We start from the raw sequence: 22,703 nt of genomic DNA on the forward strand, positions 1-22,703 counted from the left end.
TTAATTACTCTCTCCACTGCCGACGACTAAACTGTCTGCTCTGTTCCCACCCCAGCCTGCGAAAGCTTCGGATAACACCCTCTCATCTCTTTTACATCTCGCGATAGGCGGCGCGACAAAACGCCGCTAAATCACGGGTGATTTGCAGTGGCCGGCGGCAGGCGACAACATCTCCAAGCACTACCGCTATTATACGTCCTTCCGCCACCCGCGGCGTCTGTTGTGCGCCGAACATCTCCTGCATGCAGACCGCCAACACCGACGGATCGTCCTGCTGATAACGCAGCGGCAGACAGCTGCCGGTGGGCACAGTGTAGCGGCTGGGTAGCTAGACTACCCAGCCGTTGTTGCAACAACCAGTCCAGCAGACACAGCAGCGCCAGATCCGCCAGCAGGCTGCGCTCGTGACATTTGACATTCATCCAGGATCATCAACGCAACGAGACGCTGTCGAGCGCCGGATCCTGCTGCAATTGCCGCGTCAAATGCCATTGGTCACCACCCCAGCCGGGTTGCCGGACCGCAGCAGCTCTCGTTGTACATCCGGTAGCCGGCCGTCTGGCCCTGGCGTTGCCCAACTGTTCCGCCAGCCGCAGCGCCACGTTCTTGTCCGCTAGGCGCCGAGGCTCGAGCATCATCACCTGCCCAGCAGACCATCGCTGCGCAGAATTTCCAGCGGCAGCCAGGTCGATTGCCGGCGCCGGCGGTGCGTGTAGTATCACCTACGCGGCGCTCTACGGGGCGGCGAGCAGTTCACAACTGGCACTGGCCGGCAATAACACCACAACGTCTCCGCGAAAAGGTTAACATTCTAAGAGTAGGCATTGTAGCATCGCTGTATCCTGGAACAATGATTGATTCCGCCCGCCGCGCTTAGTGGACGCTGTCGCCCTTGCCGCGCCGTCAATTCTGGGCAACGTCGGCGCTGCGCAGGAGCAGGTACTGCGCGCGAGGCCGCCGGTCGTTTGCGGCTACTGGTTTTCGATCTGCGGCTGGATGACCACGGCCACTGGCCGAGTGCGGGATGGTGTGGCTCGGATGCCACCGCGCGAACTGCTGCAGTTGGCGGTATGGCTACGCGAACGGGTGGCTCACAACCATTGTTACCAAAGTTTGCCGCTGTTTTATCCACATATTTCACTCTGGCGACAGGCAACCCAACCAGTTGCATCACCGCCTGACACACCAGGCTGGATGACTAGCGTAAGCCGATTTGGACTCTGGCTATCAGTGTTTAATATAGACTGGTGCAGGATTGGTCCTTGCGCCGCGACGATCCACAATAAAGCCTATACAATTCGATCTCACCCTCCAGCCTGCCTGACTCATACAACGCTATAAGCGTTTTCTTGCCGATATGGTGACGCCAGATGGGAAGCCTTAATGGTTCACTACGCCAACACTGGCGCTATGACCGGTTGCGCCATCCCTGGTGATGCGGTTTGGTTCTCCACCTCGGATAATCGTAAACGTTATTATCCGCACGGTTCGGAATTAACTGAAATCGCCAGCTGTCAATGAATAGGAATCAATACGCTGCGCGACAACGTCTTAGTTGGCATTATTATGCGTGGTCAAAACATTTACGAGAATTACAGGCAATGGCGGAAATGGGGTATCGTGCGGCGCTGTTTTTCACCGTGCTGTATTCGGGTATCGACCGGGTGTCGCCGGCCCATCACATACCCCTACTATGCCGATCTGGTATTACAGGCTCAGCAGTCAAATGTAGAAGTCCTGTGCTATGGTTGTTAGCTATCCCGGTACGGCATGCGAAATCCACGCGCCGCTGCCGATAATTATTTCATAGGACTGTGAACGTGACATAACGTAAAATGCGTCCGTTTGCCATTGTGCCAAGCACGCCTTCCTGACACCGTTGTCAAGTAGGAGTTAAGAATAATTGCCAACCTTAACGTCATCTGCTATTTATAGCGGCCTGTTTCCCCACGTTGGGGATCGCTAGTGCGTGTTAGAAGGAGAAGCAACATGCAAGAAGGGCAAAACCGTAAGACATCCTCCTTGAGCATTCTCGCCATTGCCGGGGTAGAACCGTACCAGCAAAAGCCTGGTGAAGAGTACATGAATGAAGCCCAGCATCTACATTTCAAGCGCATTCTTGAAGCGTGGCGTAATCAACTCAGAGATGAAGTGGGGCGTACCGTCTCACATATGCAGGATGAGGCCACCAACTTCCCCGATCCGGTAGACCGTGCCGCGCAGGAAGAAGAGTTCAGTCTTGAGCTGCGTAATCGTGACCGGGAACGTAAACTCATCAAGAAAATCGAGAAAACTCTCAAGAAAGTGGAAGACAACGATTTTGGCTTCTGTGAATCCTGCGGGGTGGAAATCGGTATTCGTCGCCTGGAAGCGCGTCCGACTGCCGATTTGTGCATCGATTGCAAGACTCTCGCCGAAATTCGCGAAAAACAGATGGCAGGGTAAGTGTGAACCAGGTTTACTGCGCGGTGTCGTTTAGGGAAAATCATGCCATCGCGGTGGCTGCGTGGTTACGCCTTTTCACCATCATGTCAATCTCTACTCCCTACGTCGGGCGTTGCACCCCCTCACCATCCGTCGCGCTTCATTTCTGTTCTCTTGTGTCGCCACCCTTTGCAACGAGAGCTTGCAGGCGCGCGCATGTGGTGGCCAATGACGGATACGCATTGAGGATATTGACCCGCCATGGACAGTGCCGGCACCGCCGATAACCTTTACGCCAGTTCAAGCATTACGGCCTACCTTGGGACGGGCTGGTCATATATTAGTCGCAGCGGCACGAGGCCTATCTCAGAGTGCTGGTGACGCTGCTCCAAGGCGGCCTGAGCTACTATTTATTGCGACTGTACGCGCAACCGCATCCAAAGCTTTGGCGATCATTACGACAGTCACTGCCGTGATAGGCGAATCCCCGCCGATGGCGCAGCCATTCGCTTGCGTCAAACCGCGTTAGTGATCCAGTTCCACGACCGGCTGTATGGCCGAATCCAGGCCGACCCTGCGTTCGGGAGGATTGTATCATCCACCGCCGCGATGGGCTGTTCGCTTATAATCTAACGGTGGTTGTGGAGATATCGCTATAGGCGTGACGAAGGGTGGTGCGCGGCGCCGATCTCATCGCGCCGACAGGGCGCCAATTGGCGCTATATCATCAATTAGGTTATTAAAGAACCTGATTATGTCCATCTGCCGCTGGCGCTGCCGATGAGCAATCCTCGGTCGCTGCTGACGCTGGCGCTAAGGCTATTAAACAGCTTCTGCCGCCGCAATGGCGCGCTATGCACCTTGAGAGTGTGTTAAATGGACGGTGGATCACTGGCAGCTTGACGCCATGCCGACCGCCCCGTCCCGTAAGGGACAATACACCCGCCCATTCTCAAACTTAGCGGGGTGAGCTATCATTAGCCACTGTTTTACGTTGTTCCTGTTTATTTGTTACTAGAGGTGTACTATTTTTACCCGAGTAGCCAACTTCTGCCGAAAGGTGCTCAATCGTGAAAACGTGGAAACGGTGCCAGAGGATAGACGCCCTTTGACGATTATCCCGCGCGACCAGCACTCCATCTCTCGTAAAGAGATCAGTGAAAATGCTTTAAAGGTGCTTTATCGCTTGAACAAAGCGGGATACGAAGCCTATTTGGTTGGCGGCAGCGTTCGCGATCTGCTGCTGGGTAAAAAACCCAAGGACTTCGACATCACGACCAGCGCCACGCCGGAGCAAATGCGTAAACTGTTTCGCAACTGCCGATTGGTTGGCCGCCGCTTTCGGCTAGCCCACGTCATGTTCGGGCCTGAGATTATCGAAGTTGCCACGTTCCGCGGCCATCATCAGGTACTGGAGCCCGGTGAGGGCGGCCCCCGTGGCGCCCTCACCGGCCACAACGGCATGCTGCTGCGCGACAATATTTTCGGCTCCATCGAAGAAGACGCCCAACGCCGCGACTTTTCGGTGAACAGCCTGTATTACAGCGTGGCCGATTTTACACTGCGCGACTATACTGGCGGACTGAAAGATTTACGCGAAGGGACGATTCGCCTGATTGGCGATCCGGAAACCCGCTATCGGGAAGACCCGGTTCGCATGCTTCGCGCGGTGCGCTTTGCCGCCAAGCTGGATATGACCATCAGCCGCGAAACCGCCGAACCTATCCCACGACTAGCGGCGCTGCTGCACGGTATTCCCCCGGCGCGGCTGTTTGAAGAAGCCCTCAAGCTGCTACAGGCAGGCTACGGTGAAATCACCTACCGCCTGCTGTGCGAATACCAACTGTCCCAACCGCTATTTCCGTTGATAAGTCGTAACCTTACCGAGCACGGTGACAGTTATATGGAACAGATGGTGATCCGCGTATTAGCAAACACCGATCGGCGTTTGCGCAATGATATGAGAGCCAATCCAGCTTTTTTATTCGCTGCCATGCTATGGTATCCACTGTTAGAACATGCGCAGAAACTGACACAGGAAAGCGACCTGTCTTATTTTGACGCTTTCTCACTGGCGATGAACGACGTTCTCGACGAACAGTGTCGCACGCTGGCGATACCCAAACGCTTAACCGCCCTGATGCGCGATATGTGGCAACTTCAGCTGCGGCTGTCTCGCCGCCAAGGCAAACGCGCCAACAAACTGATGGAACATCCTAAATTCCGTGCCGCCTATGATTTGCTGACGCTGCGCGCCGATGTGGAAAACAACGCTGAACTGCAGCGGCTCAGCCACTGGTGGGGGCGAGTGGCCGCACCGCTGCAGCAAAAGAACACGCTGATCACGCTCGGCAATGACGCGCCGGCACGTGCCCATCTGCGCCGTCGACTACCCAACCGCGACAACGCCTGATGGAACGTGTCTGGTTGGCTGTGGGCAGCAACCTGTCCGAGCCGTTGCAGCAGGTAAGCGCCGCTCTCGAGGCGCTGGCGAGCCTGCCGCGCACTCATCTAGTTGCCTGTTCATCCTACTACCGCAGCCGCCCGCTTGGCCCGCAGGATCAGCCCGATTTCCTGAACACCGTGGTGGCGTTGGACACCGCCCTCACGCCGGAAATGCTGCTTAATCATACACAATCGATCGAACTACGTCAGGGACGCACCCGCAAGGCGCATCGCTTCGGACCCCGCACGCTGGATCTGGATATTCTGCTCTTCGGAGATCGCATTATCGACACCAACCGCCTAACGGTGCCGCATTACGACATGCGCAACCGCGAATTCATGTTGTATCCCCTCGCCGAGCTGGCGCCTGAGCTGCACTTTCCAGACGGCAGCGCGCTGGCCGAGCGACTACCTCATGTGCCGCGTAATGGTCTCGTCTATTGGGATGAGGAGCACCGCTACCGCAGGGAGTAAACGCTTTCTGCCCGTCTGGCGCCGACGTGACGCATTAACATGCACCAGCGCGACGTAAGGTTTTAGCCCCCTTTAATCTGGTCACCGCGACCCTTGCACAAGCCTAGTCAAATGGCCAAATGTTTTGTGCGATAAACGCTATACCCTCGGCAAAGGTTCCATTAGAATAGGCCGCTGCTCCTTAAGATGACAGCGGGCGCGCCCGCTGCACAGAGGTTGTATACCATGACCACCATTTCTCATTTGCGCAAATGGAAGCAACAACGGCGTAAATTCGCCTCCATTACCGCCTACGACGCCGCCTTTGCCCGCCTGTTCGTTGAGCAGGGGATCAGGGTGATGTTGGTGGGCGACTCCTTAGGTATGACGATACAGGGCCACGACTCTACGCTGCCGGTTACCGTAGAGGATATGGTTTATCATACTCGCTGCGTGCGGCGCGGCGCCCCCTCCTGCTTACTGTTGGCCGATCTGCCGTTCATGAGCTACGCGACGCCGTCTGAGACCTATGACAATGCGGCGACACTGATGCGCGCGGGCGCCAACATGGTGAAACTGGAGGGCGGCGCGTGGCTAGCCGATACTGTTAGCGGCCTGACCGCGCGGGCGGTCCCCGTCTGCGGACACCTGGGCCTGACGCCGCAGTCAGTGAATATTTTCGGCGGCCATAAAATTCAGGGTCGCGATCCGGCCGGCGCCGAGCAGCTGCTGTCCGATGCGCTAGCGCTGGAACAAGCCGGCGCCCAATTGCTGGTGTTGGAATGCGTGCCGGTGGCGCTAGCGGAACGCATCACCCAGGCGTTGGGCATCCCAGTTATCGGCATCGGCGCCGGCGCCGTTACAGACGGTCAGATTATGGTTATGCAGGACGCGCTCGGCATCACCAGCGGTAGCACGCCCTCCTTCGCCAAAAATTTTCTCGCGGCTGGCGGCGATATTACCGCCGCAGTGCGCTGCTATGTGCAAGAGGTTGAGGCCGGCCACTTTCCCGCCGCCGAACACAGCTTTCACTCATGAAGGAGATCCGCGTGCTGATTATCGAAACGCCGCCACCGCTGCATCAAATGGTTAAACAGTGGCATCAGGAACATAAACATATCGCCCTTATTCCGACAATGGGTAATTTGCATGAAGGGCATATGACGTTAATTGACGTCGGGCGCGCCCGCGCGGATAAAGTCGTTGTGAGCGTTTTCGTCAATCCGATGCAGTTCGACCGCCAGGAAGATCTGGCAGCTTACCCGCGCACGCTGCAAGAAGACTGCGAACGGTTGACCCGGCGCGGCGTGGATATGGTATTCGCTCCGGCGACCGCGGTGATGTATCCAGACGGTCTGGGCAGTCAGACCTTTGTTGATGTGCCGCGCTTCGCCAATATCCTGGAAGGCGAAAGCCGCCCTGGGCATTTCCGTGGCGTGGCCACGATTGTCAGCAAACTGTTCAATTTGGTGCAACCGGACGTGGCCTGCTTTGGCGAAAAAGACTTTCAACAATTGGCGCTTATTCGTCAGCTGGTGCGGGACATGAGCTACGATATCGACATTATCGGCGTACCGACAGTGCGCGCCGCCGATGGTCTGGCGCTCAGTTCGCGCAACGGTTATCTGAGCGCCGAAGAGCGCCGTCTGGCGCCGCAGCTCAACAAGGTGCTCACGCGGCTGGTGGCACAGCTCGGCGCCGGAGAGCGCCATACCGACAGTCTGTTGGCGGAAGCGACTGAGCAACTGCTCCAGGCCGGGCTCACGCCGGATACGCTGGCTATTCGCGACGCCGAAACCCTGCTGCCATTGACGGTCAACAGCCGGCGGGCAGTGGTGTTGTTCACCGCCTGGATAGGTAAGGTTCGGTTAATTGATAATGCGCAAGTGGATCTCATTTCTGGTAAGCAGGCCTAAGCTCATGCAGCGCATGATGTTACGAGGCAAGCCGCGCCAGGTACATGTCACCCAGGTAGATCTCCATTACGCACAGGACTTTCTGAATGCGACAGGGATCTTGGAGTATGAAGCGATTGATATTTATAACATCGATAAATGGCCAATGTTTCTCCACCTATGCGATTGCCCGCGCTGCGCCTATGTGCAAATGCCGGATGAAGAGGCGCGGCGCCATGCCCAGAAGCTCGCCCATTTGACGAGCACGATCAGCTACAATGCATCGCAAAGCACTACAGGTGAAATGGCCTGACGCGCGACGGTAGAGTCAACACCGGCGCAGGATTAAGTTCGCAGGCCGCGTCCGCGCTGAATGAGTGTCCAGCACAGAAAATAAAACATCACGATAAACGCCGCCAACACCGCAAGCGTCAGCGTCAGCGGCACGTCTCTGATGCCCAAAAAGCCGTAGCGGAAACCGCTAATCATGTAGACCACCGGGTTTAGTTGCGACACCACTTGCCAAAACGGAGGCAGCAGCGACAGCGAGTAAAATACTCCGCCCAAATAGGTTAGCGGCGTGAGGACGAAAGTAGGGATGATACTAATGTCGTCGAAACTTTTGGCGAACACGGCGCTGAGCAATCCCGCCAGCGAAAACAGCACCGCGGTCAATAAAAGCGTCACGACCACCATCCACCAGGCATGGACCTGAAGCGGCACAAAGAACAGCGACACCGCGGTCACCAGAATACCGACACAAATCGCGCGCGCCACCCCGCCGCCGACATAGCCCGCAATAATTACATGGGTGGGGACTGGCGCTACCAGCAACTCTTCTATATTGCACTGGAATTTGGCGCTGAAAAACGACGACGCGACGTTGGTGTAAGCGTTGGTAATCACCGCCATCATAATCAGTCCCGGCACGATAAATTGCATATACGAGAAACCGTGCATAGTACCGATTTGCGATCCGATAAGATTGCCGAAAATGATAAAGTACAACGTCATAGTAATCACAGGCGGCACTAGAGTTTGTATCCAGATTCGAGTGAAACGATTGATCTCTTTAAGCCAAATGCTTTTTAAAGCCACCCAATACAGCTGCATCATGTCCGTTAACTCCTTTCTTTGCCGTCAGAGACCAGGTTTACAAATAGCTCCTCTAGGCGGTTGGCTTTATTGCGCATACTCAGCACCTGCACCCCTTGGGTGCTCAGCTGGTTAAACAGACTATTAAGGCCCTGTTCGCGCATTACCTCCACCTCCAGTGTTCTGGTGTCGAGCAATTGGCTGCGATAACCGTCCAGCTTGGGCAGCGCACTTTTTGCCGCTAAATCCAGGATGAAGGTTTCAGATTTCAGCTTTGACAGCAGTTCCCGCATAGAGGTGTTTTCCACCAGCCTGCCGTACTGGATGATGCCGATATGCCGACACAGCATTTCCGCCTCTTCCAGGTAGTGGGTCGTTAAGATAATCGTGGTGCCGCCATTGTTTAGATCGCGTAAAAACCCCCACATGGAGCGCCGTAGCTCGATATCGACACCCGCGGTGGGTTCGTCGAGAATAAGGAGCTTCGGCTCATGCATCAGCGCACGGGCTATCATTAAACGGCGCTTCATACCGCCTGAGAGCATGTGGGCGCGCTCGTCACGCTTATCCCACAAATCCAGCTGGCGCAGACGCTTCTCCGCGCTTGCCGCGGCCTGCTTGCGCCCCACGCCGTAGTAGCCGGCCTGATTCACCACGATTTGATAGACGGTTTCAAACGGATTGAAATTGAACTCCTGCGGTACCACACCTAACTGGCGTTTCGCATTGACGATATCCTTATCGGTATCGTAGCCAAACACCCGCACTTTGCCGGCGGTCTTGTTCACAAGAGCGCTAATAATACCGATGGTGGTGGATTTTCCCGCCCCGTTGGGGCCAAGCAGCGCATAGAAATCGCCGGCATCCACGTTCAGATCAATCCCTTTTAGGGCCTGTACGCCTCCCGCGTAAGTCTTGGTCAACTGCTCTAACTCCAATGCATATGTCATTTGTAACGGGTTACCTTATTCTAACGATTTGCAGAAATTGATTTTAAAATGCCAGCGCTTGAACCTATCGCATTACGACAGTTACGGGCAATTAACATCAATGAGAGACATTTCAACCATTCTCAGTAACAACCAGGATTGTCCAAGCTTCCGCATGAAGAGAACCCAGGCCTCTTTTAAAAGCGTCGCTGGCGCAAAGCCGCGCTTTTGTGGATTGGCTGTTCCAACAGCCGCGTCCCGGCGGAAAGATTGACCTGACTGGAGATAGGCGAGCTGTTTCACAATGTCGCCAACCTGGTTATCAATACCGATCTCAACAGACTGCCGGTCGTGCGATATGCAGTCGACGTGCTGGAAATTGAGCATATCATCATTTACGGTACACAGGCGGCCATCGACAACCCCAAACTGAGGCTCATCGACAACTGACTCTGCATATCCACGATTTGTGATACAAAGTATAGCTCACTGCTTGGCGAGCTTCATCCCGAGAACCGCGCCAATATTCTCAGCAAAATTAATGTGATTGAGCGGGTGTATAACCTGGGACGCTCGACCATTATGCGCTATGCCCAGAAACGGTGCACAGCGGTTTACTCCGTGACCTGGAGATACCCGCCACCAAGCTGAGAGACGCTGGAATAGCGTTATCGTTAGGACATGGCCATCCCGCTGCAACGCTACGGCAGTTAATTCGGCTGACGTCCGTTCAATAGACGGATGGTTCACTTAACCTACGGCTTGCCTTTAATCAACCTGCATCCGCCTGAAGTTAGCTTATCCGATAGGTGTTCGCTGAACCCATTGACGTCAACTAACCCCACCGGTGTTCGTGTTAGCGCCTGGGATCCGGTTATCGCTCCGGCCAATAGTCTCTGCCAATAGTCTCTGCCAACCCACATCAACACCATTCAATCAATATAGTACTATCTCCATCTGTAGCCTTAGCCTTTAATCACACAAGCCCTGTCGTAAGTGCTGTGTGACCGATCTTAGATCAAGCTCGGCGACGCGGCCGAGATTTCTCGTCCTCTATCCAGCAGTAAGCACTACTGAAAAGCGTTTCGATTAATCCCTTTGTCGCTTCTGCATTAAGTGCTAGTGCAGCTTGGTGTGTCGTTCACCGGATATTCATTGTTATTTGGCATAGCGGAAATGGTTAATTAGCGCTGAAGTTTATACCTATGTGTTTTAAAATTAAAACGGTCTTTTACTAAAAGATGGGTCAATTCATGAATGTAAATTTAACGCCGACTATTGCAAACACGACAAGCCCGTAGATTATCCAATATAAAACCTGGTATTCCTAAACCTATAAACGTCGACAACATGGTTTTGTAAAACTATGCTTAGAAACACCAAAGAAAATATAAACGCGCGCTTAACCTGCCATACATTCAACGAATAGTTGATAAAATGCTTATGAAGATGAATTATTCGCACATAGGGAACGCCTGCGTGAATCAGGACTTAATGCAAATTAATTAATGAGCTTATGACATAAAGAAAACTTTGCTTTCAAAAACTACAAAACTCCGCATAAAGCAGGATTTGATATGGGTAAAATCTTCACGCTCGCACAAAGCATGAAACTAAGTTAGTTATATTAAATAACTTTAAAGTCCTATAAGGTGGTGGTTGACATGGAGTATATTTATTACCTTGCCAGCCAAGTTCTAGACACACAAAGGTTTAAAATGGAATTCAGCCTGTTTCTCGCACTGACTTTGTCACAAAAAGCATTGAAGTTCATAATTTCAACACCTTGACGGACGTAGCGTAGCTGAGCAGAATTTTGTATTAAAACACGTTAAATTTCGCATAACTCAGGCGTCATGCATAGACCTGATCTTTTATCTATCTAGTCAAGAAAAACAATATAGAGTTTTATAGCAAAAATCTCCATTATCCATGGAGAAGAGTTAGGCACGGCATTTATCACCTTGGCAAGAGGGGAGCGGGCCTTTTATTAGCGAAACAGAGTAAAATACTGGCGCTGGGTAGAGACTTTAGCAAACTAAATCTTAACCCCTAAACCACTACTACCCATATTGTTCCATGAGCATCATCGCGGCAATTGCTCCAACAATGACAGTAATCGTCCTCTGATTGCTTACCTGCATAATGTTTTAATTGCGATTGAATGTTTACGCTTAATAGACTTTGATTTACCATCGAACGTCTTAGTATTCTCAAGGTCTGTTTAGCATCAGATTCTACTGTCAAACGGATCTGTGGTTTAGGTTAACATTGTGGCAACAGCACATTTTATAACATAGCAGTATAAATTCTATTTATACCACTCAGCCGCAGTGATGGTGGTCATTGACCCGCCCGCACATGCGGTTAGAGCGAACGGTTTGCTATATTGATGACCCAATAATGGAACGCAAGTTTTCTTTTCGCCCGTTTATTTGTGGCAAATACCTTGACCATTTCTCAGGGGTGTGCCGCGCTCATCTGCGCCCTGTAGCCTGCTTGCCCGGTCGCCTATCTTCCTGCAGACCTATCGGCTCAGACGGATTCTACAGCCGTCAACTACTTTGCCGACATAAGGTAAATGGCGGTAACGTTGGGCATAATCGATACCGTAACCGACGACAAACTCATCGGGAATGATAAAGCCCACCCACTCTACCGTTACTTTGACTTCACGGCGATCCGGTTTATCCAGCAATGTGCAAATGGTGAGGGATTTTGGGTGGCGCAAAGCGAGGATCTCGCTCACCCGGCTCAAGGTGTTGCCGGAATCGATGATATCTTCGACAATCAATACATCCTTACCGCGAATATCCTCATCAAGATCTTTCAGAATTTTTACATCGCGGCTCGAGCCCATGCCGCTGCCGTAGCTGGAAGCAGTCATAAAATCCACTTCATGCGACACAGTGACCGCACGGCAGAGATCAGCCATAAACATGAACGACCCCCGTAATAAACCGACCAGCACCATTTCGCTGCTGCTATCGTGATAATGTTCACTGATGGACTGCCCCAGTTCGGCGATGCGCTTGGCGATTTCTTGTTCGGAGATCATAACTTCAACATGATGTTTCATAAATTACCTATCACACTGATATTATTTAGGTAAAACGCTAGCAGGCAAATATCCGTTATTGCTCGATCGCTCCATGGAATTTTGCACAATCAGGCATAACGCAGCCTGCATAAGAGCCTCTTTGGGCAAGAGATTATATCAGGGAAAAGGTGGTCGGATGGGGATTAAAGCATAGCAATAAACTGTTGCTTTTTGCTGCCGTTTGGCCACCCGAAGCGCCACTAATTAAGCTTAACAGCGGAGGTAATGGCGGTAATGCAGCCTTAATCAATCATGTCCGCCACCTTTTCGCCTATCACCGCGTACGGTGACATGGTATTGCCGCTAGGGACATTAGGCAAAATAGATTCATCAGATAGGTAAGCCTATCAATATATAGACTTTTAAACGGCTATTTACCACCAACATCGTATCCAGCCCCATTTGGCCGCGCAACATTGCTGCCAGTAGGTCACCGCCGAATTAAGCACATAGGCCTTCATCGCCTGGGGACTGAGATTGCCAGGTAGTGACTCGCCATTGACCGATCGGTGAAAGACCGATGAATTGCCTAGCTCCCGGCAAAGCGCGATGTTGGCAACGCCATCTTGAGATCGTCGGGATGAGATGGCATGTTGGCCTCTATGCGTATTGGATCGTCAACATAAAGGCCAAAAGCAGCAGTAGCCCTCGGCCTTTGGATGGGCAAGGCCCACGACATCGTTCATCCATGCTCTAGCACCCCAATGGCTGCCGTTTTCGCGCTCGGCACAGGGAACTCGACCTGACAATGGAGCACTATAGAGTGGATTCAGATCCGCCATGCCTGATCGGCCGCGGTGTGCGATACTCGAAGATACGACAACAAGGAAACATGGTCCTGATGGTTCTGACTCACACCCGGTAAATACTGCACCGCCAGGATGCCGTGACACTGCAACTCGTCCGCCGGACTAATACCGGACTGCACCAAAACTTTAGGCGTACGGATGGCGCTCAGTGAAAATATGGCTTCTTGCTTTGCCCGGCAGCGACGCGTCGCCGGCACCTCTATCACCTCAGGGTACGCGTTAAAACCGTCAGATTAGGCTGCCACAGAGCGGATACACATAAGAAGGGAAGATTGAGGAACGTCACCTGTTTTTAATGATCACATCGTTTATCGCTATGTCGCACTGCCATTTCATCGTTTTCCCATTGTGGCTGTCGAACGTCGGCATGCCAAAAGAGCGAGCGACGTCGACCATTGCCCTGGCAATCGGCTTCGAGTTGTCGGCGGATTGTGCATGCGCCGGTCACTCCAAGCCGCGGCGTAGCGGATCGGTTGCGCCATGCCAGTCCTCAATAATACAGTGTGAATGTACTGAGGACCGATTCATAGCACCAGCTTTTATCCCCGCGTCGGTGGCATAGTTTTCCCAATCGTTTTAATGACCGCGCGCCCAGACGCAGACATTGATGTTCGATCCACCGCTGAGCGCCCTACCCATATAAGCGGAATGGCCCGACCGTTTAAATGTGAGCTGGACTGTGTGACAAAAGCCAGGCCGCTATCCGAACACAGATTCAGTGGCCATTGGGTCGGATCCATCACTTCAGGCTCATCGCCACCACCCTGCCTTCAACGAGCCGCACGCACACGTGTGGGTTTTCACTAGGCGTGCCGCGATGACCGAACTGGAAGATCCTGCACCGCACACGATAAAGTCGAATTCGTCCATGCACCTCGTTGCCGCCAACATCCATCGTCATGGCCGCATAGGATTTTCAGCGAAAATCACTCGTCAGGTCACTCCGTCTGTAAGTCTTTTAGGAACCGTGAGAAATGAAGAGACGACAACTCTGGCGCCCGCTGCCAGCGAACTGTATCGTCATGCCCAAGGTCGCTCGGAGATCATTGAGAAAATGTATCAAGCTTCAGAGGAGAGCCTATTCCAGTCGAAATTATGGCTAACGATTCTTGACAACGACCCAGGCCGCGTAGTTGCTCAGTATTTCCAAAGGCGAGCCTTGGCTTCGTGGAAAACCCGTGGCCATCACCGCGTTCACTGCGCTGATGTCCCGGCCTTTATGGCGCAGAAAAACGATCGGGCACCGAAGCTTTCATCAACATCATCCCGCTTATCTCGCCAGCGAACCGCCAGCTAAGGCGCCGTAAACACCGTTGACAACGTTTACGTAACCGCTTTCGCTATCAACCATCGGCTGCCGGCGGCGGTGGTCGATCTGCCGGACGCGCGCGAAGCGACTTTCTCTGCTGCCACATCTGGCGGCCCATCCCGCTCTGTGGCAGACGTGGCCAATTGGCTGTGAACGATACCGACCTATGGTAACGACGCCAATGCAGCCCTGCCATCGGTCCAGGCAACCTCCGCCGAGCAGCTTCCTCTGGTCGTTCACGATGCCTTAAGCGATATCATGCCCTCGATTAAACGTATGGCATTCCGGTGTCCTTCCCCTGGCCACTCATGAAAGCCAACGGCTGGAAACGTTTGACCGCTCCCTCCGGTTGAGTGGACACCACCAACGAGGTAGCTTTTAACCTAGCTTACCAACAAGAATTTGCACACTGTCGCGCTGATGACACTATTGACTCCTAACACCAGTGTTTAAGTTACGACAGAGTCTGAAACTGACGCAAACATCGCGCAGTTGGGCTTTTGCAATCACACTGTCTTGCAAAGACGTGTTCGCTATCAATGACCTGTCACACGAGACGCTTTTACCAACAACCCAGCGGTGGCCAACCAGACAAACTTTCGCTTCTATGCGGGCGCGCCGACAGTCGATCCTGATGGCTTTTCGTTGGGGTCATCGCGCGCTATTGACTATCAACCCCGCGCATGGCCGCCACGCAAGCTCAAACGCTGCTCGTGCTGTCGGAGCTGGCTCCCAATGAGGTTAGTCTACGCGCCGTCAACCGCCAATGGCACTGGACTTGTGATGGACTAGAACGTCAAGCTTAACCAGCAAGCGAGGCATGACACCCATTGGTATTGCCCAATGGAACCTTGTTAGCACGCCGGAGGATAGGTGTCGGCATGAGCAGAACCGAGAAGAGAGTGACCGCTATGCTATAGTGCAAGTTCCTTTCCTATTCCATAATGAGGAATGACCACCCTACGATTTAAATAATAGAAGGCGTCTATATTGCAATATGATAGCGTCAAAGTATAACGATTGGATTGAGTTTCGCTATGAAAAACACCTTATTGGTGATGCTATTACTGAGCCTGTTTGGAATATCCAGTGCCGCGCCGGCGCTGACTGAGAATGAAGCGAAAGATATGGCCGACCTAACGGCGCTGTTCATCTATCTCAAGAATGATTGCGGCTATGCGGATATGCCCAATGAGCAAATCCGCCGCGCTATCTTGATGTTCGCCCAGCAAAACCGCTGGGATCCCCTTACCGTCGTCGAAAAAATGCGAATCGCTGGCGACCAACTCTCTCGGTTTACTCGCCTATGCCAAATAATATGCTCTCAAAACTCCTTTGCACGAAATTTAACCGTGCAACTGCAGGAAGAGTTAGCTATCATGTTGCGCTGTTTTTCATGGCGGACTTGCCAAGGAGCAGCCAGACATGTCCAACCAAGAAATCTGGCACGAAACGTTATACGATCATTTCGGCCAATATTTTACCGTAGATAACATCCTGTACCGAGAAACTACTGGCCAGCAGGATTTTATGGTATTTGAAAACGCCGCATTAGGCCGGGTCATGGCGCTGGACGGCGTGATACAGACCACCGAGCGCGATGAATTTATCTATCATGAGATGATGGCCCATGTGCCGCTCATCGCCCATGGCAACGCCCAAAAAGTGCTCATCATCGGCGGCGGCGACGGTGGGGTGCTACGTGAAGTCAGCCTTCATTCCGACGTAAAGCAAATAACTATGGTTGAGATCGATGCCGGCGTGGTGACCTTCTGTCAAAAATATTTGCCAAGCCATAACGCGGGCGCGTTTGATGACCCGCGTTTTACGCTAGTAATTGCTGACGGTGTGGATTTTGTTTCCCAAAGCAGCGAGAAATTCGATGTCATAATTTCCGACTGCACCGACCCTATCGGGCCGGGAGAAAGCCTGTTTACCTCTGATTTCTATCATAACTGCGCACGCTGTCTTAACCAAGACGGCATTTTCGTCACGCAGAACGGCGTGTGTTTTTTACAACAGGAGGAAGCGGTCAATAGTTACCGGAAACTTCGTTACTATTTTAGCGACGTCAGTTTTTATCAGACTGCGGTGCCAACCTATTACGGTGGTATTATAGTCTTTGCCTGGGCCAGTCAAAATCCGACGCTACGCCAGCTCGACACCGCGCCACTGGCGGCGCGTATCGACAAGACCGGCCTGACCTGCCGCTACTATAATGCGGCAATCCATAACGGCAGCTTTGCCCTGCCGCAATATTTTCTGAATGTCTTATTAGCTTCCCGCTGAAACAGTATTTAAAGGGGGTGAACCAAATTGCAGAAGCTAAAACTACACGGCTTTAATAATCTGACCAAGAGCCTGAGTCTTTGTATTTACGACATTTGTTATGCTAAAACGGCGGACGACTGTGACAGCTATATCGCCTACATTGACGAACAATATAACGCCAATCGTCTGACGGAAATTCTCAGTGAAACCTGCTCGATGATAGGTGCCAATATCCTGAATATTGCCCGCCAGGACTACGAGCCGCAGGGCGCGAGCGTGGCCATCTTGGTCAGCGAGGAGCCGGTCGACCCAGGCAGTATCGACACGTCTGAACATCCCGGACCGCTACCAGAATCGGTGGTGGCGCATCTGGATAAAAGCCATATTTGCGTGCATACCTACCCGGAAAGCCATCCCGGGGGCGGCATGTGCACTTTTCGCGCCGATATAGAAGTCTCGACCTGCGGCGCCATTTCCCCGTTAAAAGCGCTTAATTACCTGATCCATCAGTTGGAGTCAGATGTTGTCACCATGGATTACCGCGTGCGTGGCTTTACCCGCGATATTAACGGGGTAAAACATTATATCGACCACGAGATCAATTCGATTCAGAATTTTATGATCAGAGATATGAAAGCGCTCTATCACATGATGGACGTCAATGTGTATCAGGAGAATATTTTCCACACTAAGATGATGCTGAAAGATTTCGATCTAAAACACTATCTTTTCAATGCCAGGCCTGACAATCTCAGCGTGGACGAGCGAAAAGCAATTACCGATCTCCTTTACAAGGAGATGCAGGAAATTTATTACGGCCGCAACTTGTCTGTAATATAATCCCGACCTTGCCGGCAAGGTTAGTCGCGCAACTCGAAGCAAGCCGCGAAGAACTCAGGCTGGCCGGAGTAAGCTTCCTCAGCCCGCGCTTCATCCGTCAGAATGAACTGGCGATACCGCTTCAGTATCAGCAGAACATCGTCGCTGTCGCACAGGGCGACAGTAGTAACTGAACTCCTTTTCAGCATCCCACCGATATGCCGTTAGCGTGCACCATGAACTCTTCAGCGTCAATAAGCAAGATTATTTCATGACCGATGTGCCGCCACTGCGCCAGGGGGCCTGATAGGCTCAGTAAACTACTCCGCATCAGCTAGTAGCGCCTATCGCCCTTTACTTCGTCATTTAGCCAATGCCAGATGGCCTCATGGCCCACTGAGAATTTGACGATAATCTGACCGGTGGCGTCGCGTAAAATTCGTGGTTCATTGTTGCCGTCCACCACCCCGTTTGAGTCTATGCTGTATCTTTGTGGAAAATGTTGGTGAAAGATAATCGGATTATGCGCGTTTTCACCGTGCCCGCTACAAGCTTGCACTACGATTATCGCCGCCGGGACGGCGGTTACCCAGGCCGCGCGCCGTACAGGCAAAAACGCCCGCCAACAACGGGCGGTAATGGACTTGCCGGGCGGACGCCGCTACACACTGGAGGAGTTAAACCGCGGTTTGGAAATGACCTGATCGGCTTTGTCAGTGTATTACTGAGGCGATCAAAATTCAGATAGCGGTAGATATCCACTGCCGTTTGATCCACCAGCATCATCATCTGCAAATATTCCTCAAGTTATGGGTAGATGTAGATATTACTGTAGATATTACTGTCGCGCCATCTCTTATCTTACCCGCGCCTGGTTACCCATGCACAGCGAGCAATCACGGGATTTCCATATGCACGCTACTTTTGCCGAAGACGCTATAGCAGCCCTCTCTTGTGGTTGTCCAGCAGCTTACCGGTGGCGCGGAAGTGGTCGATTTAGTCATGCAGGAGCCGATAAAGACTTCATCAATTTTACTGTCGGCCGCGTCAGACAGCAGACGGGCGTCATCCGGATTGTTCGGCACGCACAGGATTAGTGCGCCAGCCAGATCATCTCAATCATCGCTGCATACTCGGCATCGGCATCCGCCAACAGCTAGCTCTCCATGCCTTTGATACGCCATTCTAGCGCGCAGCGCTCGCGAAATTATCCATTTCAGAAACATATATTGAAATTTAAATATTCGCTAATCGGCGCCCGGTCAAACTTGATGGTGCAACCGGCGGCGGAGCGTTCCGCCAAGGCCTCCCAGCAGTTTAAAGCCTGTTCCACCTTTTGTTCTGGTAGCCACTCGATTTCCAAAATGCGGCCGGAAAAATGTTTTTCTTGCCCCCTTCCTTCACCGTCAGCAGCCCTTGCTTGATAGCATAATACGGGATCGCATGCACCAGATCGCGAAGGGTAATGCCTGGTTGTATGGTGACTTTAAAACGAACCAGCGCCGACTTCGGTATATCCAATGACATGACACCGGTCACGGCGCGAAGGCCGCCAGCCCGGTCCCCGCCGGGAACGAGATGCCAATCGGGAAACGGGTGTTGGAATCGCCGCCGGTGCCGATGTTGTTGGGCCATAACATGCGATTCAGCCAGGAGTAGAGATACCGTCGCCTGGATACAAAGAGATGCCGCCACGGTTCATGATGAAGTCCGGCAGCGTATAGTAGGTCTGCAATGTCCACCGGCTTGGGATAGGTGACGGTGTGGCAAAATGATTGATTACCAGGTCGGCGAAGAAACCCTGGCACGTCAGATCCTTCAACTCATCGCGCCTCATATGGCCTGTCGTATTCTGCGACCACACCGAGGTCTTTTCGACTCGTAATGGTGGCCTGGACGTACTCCGGAACGCCGCGCGCGGCCAACCATTCCTGACAAGCGAATACCCTTTGTCGCTTGTCGCTGGCGGCGACATCGCGAGAGTGGCAGGAGATGATGCCGGACGACTGCGCCGCATGCTACCTGTCAAATCACTTTAACAGAAAAAGTATACTGAAGCAAGGCATCAGCGCGCCAGATGTTTTCGCCCTATAGCGCCTGCCTGCGGTTCTCTCTGCCGCTGCACTTTGTTCAAGAGTTAATGTCTTGCGCCCCTTTTCGCAATACTCCTCAATTCCTACTGGTCACTAAATCGTAACGCCCCTCCGATTTTGATTAGGTCGACAACGGGAGTGGCGGCAAATCCCGCGCAGCATACGTCAATATACCCTTAACTTCCTGGCTGGCGCGCTAAGCACGTCCGTGCCTACGTTGCCGAATACAGTTAAAGTGGTGGACGCGCAAATGAAACGCCACCGGTCGAGGTGACCTCATCGCCGCAATGCTACGTGCAAGAGATTGAAGCCGCTGGCGACAGCGTCTCAATGCTCTCCGTGCTAGCCTGGAAATGGTAGTTGGCAGTATCGCTGCGGACTCGGCTGAAGCCGCCGACGTGTTAATGTTTGCGGTGGCGCAGACGCGGCCGATATTACTAACGCCATCGCTGTGCAAGGCGATACCTTTGCTGGCACCGTAGATGAAGCTGAGGGCAAAACTGAAGCCGTAATGCATGCCAAGACTGAGGCCAAAACCGACGCTCTGGTTAATGGCATCGATAAAACCGAAGCCGCAGCCGTAGCTTAAAAGCCAAGCGTATGCCGTAGTTGAACGGAGGCGAGCGCTTATGCTGTGGCATGCGCTAATGTCTCTCCTCTGGTGAGGCCACGCACGCAACCGATTTCCAACGGCGTGCCGGTGGCCATAGGGGAAGCGTTTTTGGCAAGCCTTGTGTAAGCCCTAACCACGCCTGGCGCTGACCAGCAGTCGCATTACGCGTACTATTCAGGCCAGAATGCTGGATGACCGCCAGTCAATTTGGCTTATCGGCCGACTGTACGACAGATTTTTCCTCCAAGGTAGTAAGAGCACGCCGCTATCACTTGACTCTACCGGTAACTGAGCCAGCCTGGGGCCGGTAGGGTCGGACGATCTCACGCCGACAACAATGGTTGCTTGTTTTATGGCGTGCTGATACCAACAGCGAGTGCCGTAAGGTTTTTCAGCTATCTGGTTCTATTTGATGTAAATTGGTGATTATCAAATCTATCAATCGCCGCCGCCGGACGACGCTTGGACAATCACTTTGTGGAAATGTGCACGATAAAAGTCTGCCAGTCGCTGGACGATATTTTGGCGAAAATCCGTTAACAGCTGACGCAAAATACACACCGTACTAGACGATCCTGCCTATGGCCATAAGAATTGCTGGATACTACCAAGGGCGATGATAGCGCCTGTATTCTGGCGCATTATCGCCATAACAGTCTTGTCTTTGCCAATCGCTGCGCCACCCAAATTTCGCAGCAGCCGGTTAAAAACGACGCTGCTAATTACCGATTACCCTAATTTTCGAGCGCTTTGCCTGATTGGCTACCAAAGAGGATACGCCGCTGCAATATCTTGGCCAGCCCCATTTCTTGCAATTGGTCGATTAGATCGGTGATGCGACTCATCGCTAGGAGGTAAGGTGGCTATTGGCGTATTTCCAAATGAAAAGGCGCCTAACACGACGCTTTGCTACAGGGCAAAGAAAAGTTATTTCTTTTTCTTGGCGTTGGGCAGGTCGGTAATAGTGCCTTCGTAAACTTCCGCCGCCAGACCCACCGATTCATGCAGCGTGGGATGTGCATGAATGGTCAGCGCAATATCTTCCGCATCACAGCCCATCTCAATGGCCAGCCCGATTTCGCCCAGCAGCTCGCCGCCGTTAACACCGACCACTGCGCCGCCAATCACCCGATGGCTTTCTTTATCGAAAATCAGCTTAGTCATACCATCCTGGCGGTCGGAAGCGATGGCGCGGCCGGATACCGCCCACGGGAAGGTGGCGACATCGTAGCTAATACCTTTCTCTTTCGCTTCTTTTTCCGTCAAACCGACCCAAGCTACTTCCGGCTCGGTATAAGCGATAGATGGGATGACTTTCGGGTCGAAATAATGTTTCTTGCCGACGATCACTTCCGCCGCCACGTGGCCCTCATGGATGCCTTTGTGCGCCAACATCGGCTGGCCGACGATATCGCCGATAGCGTAGATGTGCGGCACATTGGTGCGCATTTGTGTATCGACACGGATGAAACCACGGTCGTCGACCTCTACCCCGGCCTGGCCAGCATCTAGCAATTTACCGTTCGGCACGCGTCCGATGGCGACCAGAACGGCGTCATAGCGCTGAGCTTCCGACGGCGCTTTTTCCCCTTCCATGCTAACATACTCACCGTCTTCTTTAGCTTCCACTGCGATGACTTTAGTTTCCTGCATCAGATTGAAATGAGAGCTGATGTGTTTGGTGAAGACTCTCACAACATCTTTATCAGCCGCGGGGATAACTTGATCGAACATTTCCACCACGTCAATTTCCGATCCAAGCGCGTGGTAAACAGTGGCCATTTCCAGGCCGATGATGCCGCCGCCCATCACCAGCAGGCGCTTCGGTACGGTGGTCAGGGCGAGCGCATCGGTGGAATCCCATACACGGGGATCACTATGGGGGATAAACGGCAGTTGGATCGGGCGGGAGCCTGCAGCAATAATGGCGTTGTCGAAGGTAATGGTTGTCTTGCCGTTTTCGCCTTCCACTTGCAAAGTGTTGGCGCCGGTGAATTTACCGTAGCCGTTTGTCACCTTGACCTTACGCGCTTTAGCCATATCGCTCAGGCCGCCGGTCAGCTGATTGACCACCTTTTCCTTCCAGGTGCGCACTTTGTCGATGTCAGTTTGCGGCTCACCAAAGACGATGCCGTTTTTGCTCAGCGCCTTGGCCTCTTCGATGACTTTAGCGACGTGCAATAAGGCTTTCGAGGGGATGCAGCCCACATTCAGGCAGACCCCGCCGAGCGTGGAATAACGCTCCACCAATACGGTCTCCAGACCCAAATCCGCACAGCGAAATGCCGCAGAATAGCCGCCCGGACCTGCCCCAAGTACCACGACCTGAGTTTTTATTTCTGTACTCATCATGACCTCTTAGTTGATTGCCCGACGGGTCAAACGTCTATTTTATCGCGTGTATTTGCATAATGCGCTGTATCCACCGGAACGTCTCCATCGCCCATA

At 52.8% G+C, this 22,703-nt stretch carries 16 protein-coding genes and 8 pseudogenes; 14 read left to right on the forward strand and 10 right to left on the reverse strand.

Annotation, left to right across the window (positions count from 1 at the left end):
- Nucleotides 1-26: 26 nt before the first annotated feature.
- Nucleotides 27-380, reverse strand: a pseudogene (locus GPOALKHO_RS06800) (ATP-dependent helicase C-terminal domain-containing protein); the annotation flags it as partial.
- A pseudogene (locus GPOALKHO_RS06805) lies at nucleotides 360-722 on the reverse strand (ATP-dependent RNA helicase HrpB); the annotation flags it as partial. The pseudogenes GPOALKHO_RS06805 and GPOALKHO_RS06800, both read right to left, overlap by 21 nt.
- 605 nt (nucleotides 723-1,327) lie before the next feature.
- On the opposite strand from GPOALKHO_RS06805, the pseudogene GPOALKHO_RS06810 reads away from it, so the two are divergent.
- From GPOALKHO_RS06810 to GPOALKHO_RS06845, 8 genes and pseudogenes are all read left to right on the forward strand, one after another.
- A pseudogene (locus tag GPOALKHO_RS06810) lies at nucleotides 1,328-1,755 on the forward strand (DNA/RNA nuclease SfsA).
- Between the two features lie 234 nt (nucleotides 1,756-1,989).
- On the forward strand, nucleotides 1,990-2,445 hold the full coding sequence (gene dksA / locus GPOALKHO_RS06815) for an RNA polymerase-binding protein DksA (protein ID WP_406701845.1): 456 nt from the start codon (nucleotides 1,990-1,992) through the stop codon (nucleotides 2,443-2,445).
- 83 nt (nucleotides 2,446-2,528) lie between these two features.
- Nucleotides 2,529-3,394, forward strand: a pseudogene (locus GPOALKHO_RS06820) (glutamate--tRNA ligase family protein).
- Nucleotides 3,395-3,451: 57 nt separating this feature from the next.
- Entirely contained in the window at nucleotides 3,452-4,837 is a 1,386-nt protein-coding gene (gene pcnB / locus GPOALKHO_RS06825; protein ID WP_406703424.1) for a polynucleotide adenylyltransferase PcnB, read from the forward strand.
- Entirely contained in the window at nucleotides 4,837-5,343 is a 507-nt protein-coding gene (folK, locus tag GPOALKHO_RS06830; RefSeq protein WP_406701847.1) for a 2-amino-4-hydroxy-6-hydroxymethyldihydropteridine diphosphokinase, read from the forward strand. The genes pcnB and folK overlap by 1 nt, the downstream gene beginning before the upstream one ends.
- A 225-nt stretch (nucleotides 5,344-5,568) precedes the next feature.
- Nucleotides 5,569-6,360, forward strand: a complete 792-nt coding sequence (gene panB / locus GPOALKHO_RS06835) for a 3-methyl-2-oxobutanoate hydroxymethyltransferase (protein ID WP_406701849.1) — start codon at nucleotides 5,569-5,571, stop codon at nucleotides 6,358-6,360.
- Between the two features lie 11 nt (nucleotides 6,361-6,371).
- Nucleotides 6,372-7,238: a pantoate--beta-alanine ligase gene (gene panC / locus GPOALKHO_RS06840; RefSeq protein ID WP_406703426.1), complete on the forward strand. Its 867-nt coding sequence runs from the start codon at nucleotides 6,372-6,374 to the stop codon at nucleotides 7,236-7,238.
- Nucleotides 7,239-7,242: 4 nt separating this feature from the next.
- Nucleotides 7,243-7,375 (forward strand): annotated as a pseudogene (locus tag GPOALKHO_RS06845) (aspartate 1-decarboxylase); the annotation flags it as partial.
- Between the two features lie 187 nt (nucleotides 7,376-7,562).
- Here the strand turns inward: GPOALKHO_RS06845 and GPOALKHO_RS06850 are convergent.
- Together GPOALKHO_RS06850 and GPOALKHO_RS06855 are read right to left on the reverse strand one after the other, a co-directional pair.
- A complete protein-coding gene (locus tag GPOALKHO_RS06850; protein WP_406703427.1) occupies nucleotides 7,563-8,330 on the reverse strand; it encodes an ABC transporter permease in 768 nt (255 codons plus the stop codon).
- An 8-nt stretch (nucleotides 8,331-8,338) separates the two neighbouring features.
- A complete protein-coding gene (locus tag GPOALKHO_RS06855; RefSeq protein ID WP_406701850.1) occupies nucleotides 8,339-9,262 on the reverse strand; it encodes an ABC transporter ATP-binding protein in 924 nt (307 codons plus the stop codon).
- A gap of 100 nt (nucleotides 9,263-9,362) precedes the next feature.
- On the opposite strand from GPOALKHO_RS06855, the pseudogene GPOALKHO_RS06860 reads away from it, so the two are divergent.
- Nucleotides 9,363-9,877, forward strand: a pseudogene (locus tag GPOALKHO_RS06860) (carbonic anhydrase); the annotation flags it as partial.
- 1,891 nt (nucleotides 9,878-11,768) lie between these two features.
- Here the strand turns inward: GPOALKHO_RS06860 and hpt are convergent.
- Together hpt and GPOALKHO_RS06870 are read right to left on the reverse strand one after the other, a co-directional pair.
- Complete coding sequence (gene hpt, locus GPOALKHO_RS06865; RefSeq protein ID WP_406701852.1) at nucleotides 11,769-12,320, reverse strand: hypoxanthine phosphoribosyltransferase; 552 nt, start codon at nucleotides 12,318-12,320, stop codon at nucleotides 11,769-11,771.
- A gap of 790 nt (nucleotides 12,321-13,110) precedes the next feature.
- Complete coding sequence (locus GPOALKHO_RS06870) at nucleotides 13,111-13,356, reverse strand: GMC family oxidoreductase N-terminal domain-containing protein (protein WP_406701853.1); 246 nt, start codon at nucleotides 13,354-13,356, stop codon at nucleotides 13,111-13,113.
- A gap of 611 nt (nucleotides 13,357-13,967) precedes the next feature.
- Between GPOALKHO_RS06870 and GPOALKHO_RS06875 the strand changes: the two genes are divergently transcribed.
- The 4 genes and pseudogenes from GPOALKHO_RS06875 (at nucleotide 13,968) to speD (ending at nucleotide 17,570) form a co-directional block, all read left to right on the forward strand.
- Nucleotides 13,968-14,447: a hypothetical protein gene (locus GPOALKHO_RS06875; RefSeq protein WP_406701854.1), complete on the forward strand. Its 480-nt coding sequence runs from the start codon at nucleotides 13,968-13,970 to the stop codon at nucleotides 14,445-14,447.
- A 1,049-nt stretch (nucleotides 14,448-15,496) separates the two neighbouring features.
- Nucleotides 15,497-15,776 (forward strand): annotated as a pseudogene (locus tag GPOALKHO_RS06880) (YacC family pilotin-like protein).
- 108 nt (nucleotides 15,777-15,884) lie between these two features.
- Nucleotides 15,885-16,748, forward strand: coding sequence for a polyamine aminopropyltransferase (gene speE, locus GPOALKHO_RS06885; protein WP_406701855.1), 864 nt, complete (start codon nucleotides 15,885-15,887; stop codon nucleotides 16,746-16,748).
- A 27-nt stretch (nucleotides 16,749-16,775) separates the two neighbouring features.
- Nucleotides 16,776-17,570: an adenosylmethionine decarboxylase gene (gene speD, locus GPOALKHO_RS06890; RefSeq protein WP_406701856.1), complete on the forward strand. Its 795-nt coding sequence runs from the start codon at nucleotides 16,776-16,778 to the stop codon at nucleotides 17,568-17,570.
- Nucleotides 17,571-17,590: 20 nt separating this feature from the next.
- Here the strand turns inward: speD and GPOALKHO_RS06895 are convergent, their stop codons facing one another.
- The 3 genes and pseudogenes from GPOALKHO_RS06895 to GPOALKHO_RS06905 all read right to left on the reverse strand — a co-directional run.
- Nucleotides 17,591-17,758: a hypothetical protein gene (locus GPOALKHO_RS06895; RefSeq protein WP_406701858.1), complete on the reverse strand. Its 168-nt coding sequence runs from the start codon at nucleotides 17,756-17,758 to the stop codon at nucleotides 17,591-17,593.
- A gap of 125 nt (nucleotides 17,759-17,883) precedes the next feature.
- On the reverse strand, nucleotides 17,884-18,108 hold the full coding sequence (locus GPOALKHO_RS06900; protein ID WP_406701859.1) for a YacL family protein: 225 nt from the start codon (nucleotides 18,106-18,108) through the stop codon (nucleotides 17,884-17,886).
- Between the two features lie 118 nt (nucleotides 18,109-18,226).
- A pseudogene (locus GPOALKHO_RS06905) lies at nucleotides 18,227-19,518 on the reverse strand (aconitate hydratase B); the annotation flags it as partial.
- A 575-nt stretch (nucleotides 19,519-20,093) separates the two neighbouring features.
- Between GPOALKHO_RS06905 and GPOALKHO_RS06910 the strand changes: the two are divergent.
- Nucleotides 20,094-20,231 (forward strand): hypothetical protein, encoded by a 138-nt coding sequence (locus tag GPOALKHO_RS06910; RefSeq protein ID WP_406701860.1) that lies wholly within the window; start codon nucleotides 20,094-20,096, stop codon nucleotides 20,229-20,231.
- 951 nt (nucleotides 20,232-21,182) lie between these two features.
- Here GPOALKHO_RS06910 and lpdA read toward each other — a convergent pair.
- Entirely contained in the window at nucleotides 21,183-22,604 is a 1,422-nt protein-coding gene (gene lpdA, locus GPOALKHO_RS06915; protein ID WP_406701861.1) for a dihydrolipoyl dehydrogenase, read from the reverse strand.
- Nucleotides 22,605-22,703 lie beyond the last annotated feature (99 nt).

Origin of the sequence: Sodalis sp. (in: enterobacteria), from assembly GCF_036327475.1 — a bacterium.
Classification (GTDB): Bacteria; Pseudomonadota; Gammaproteobacteria; order Enterobacterales; family Enterobacteriaceae.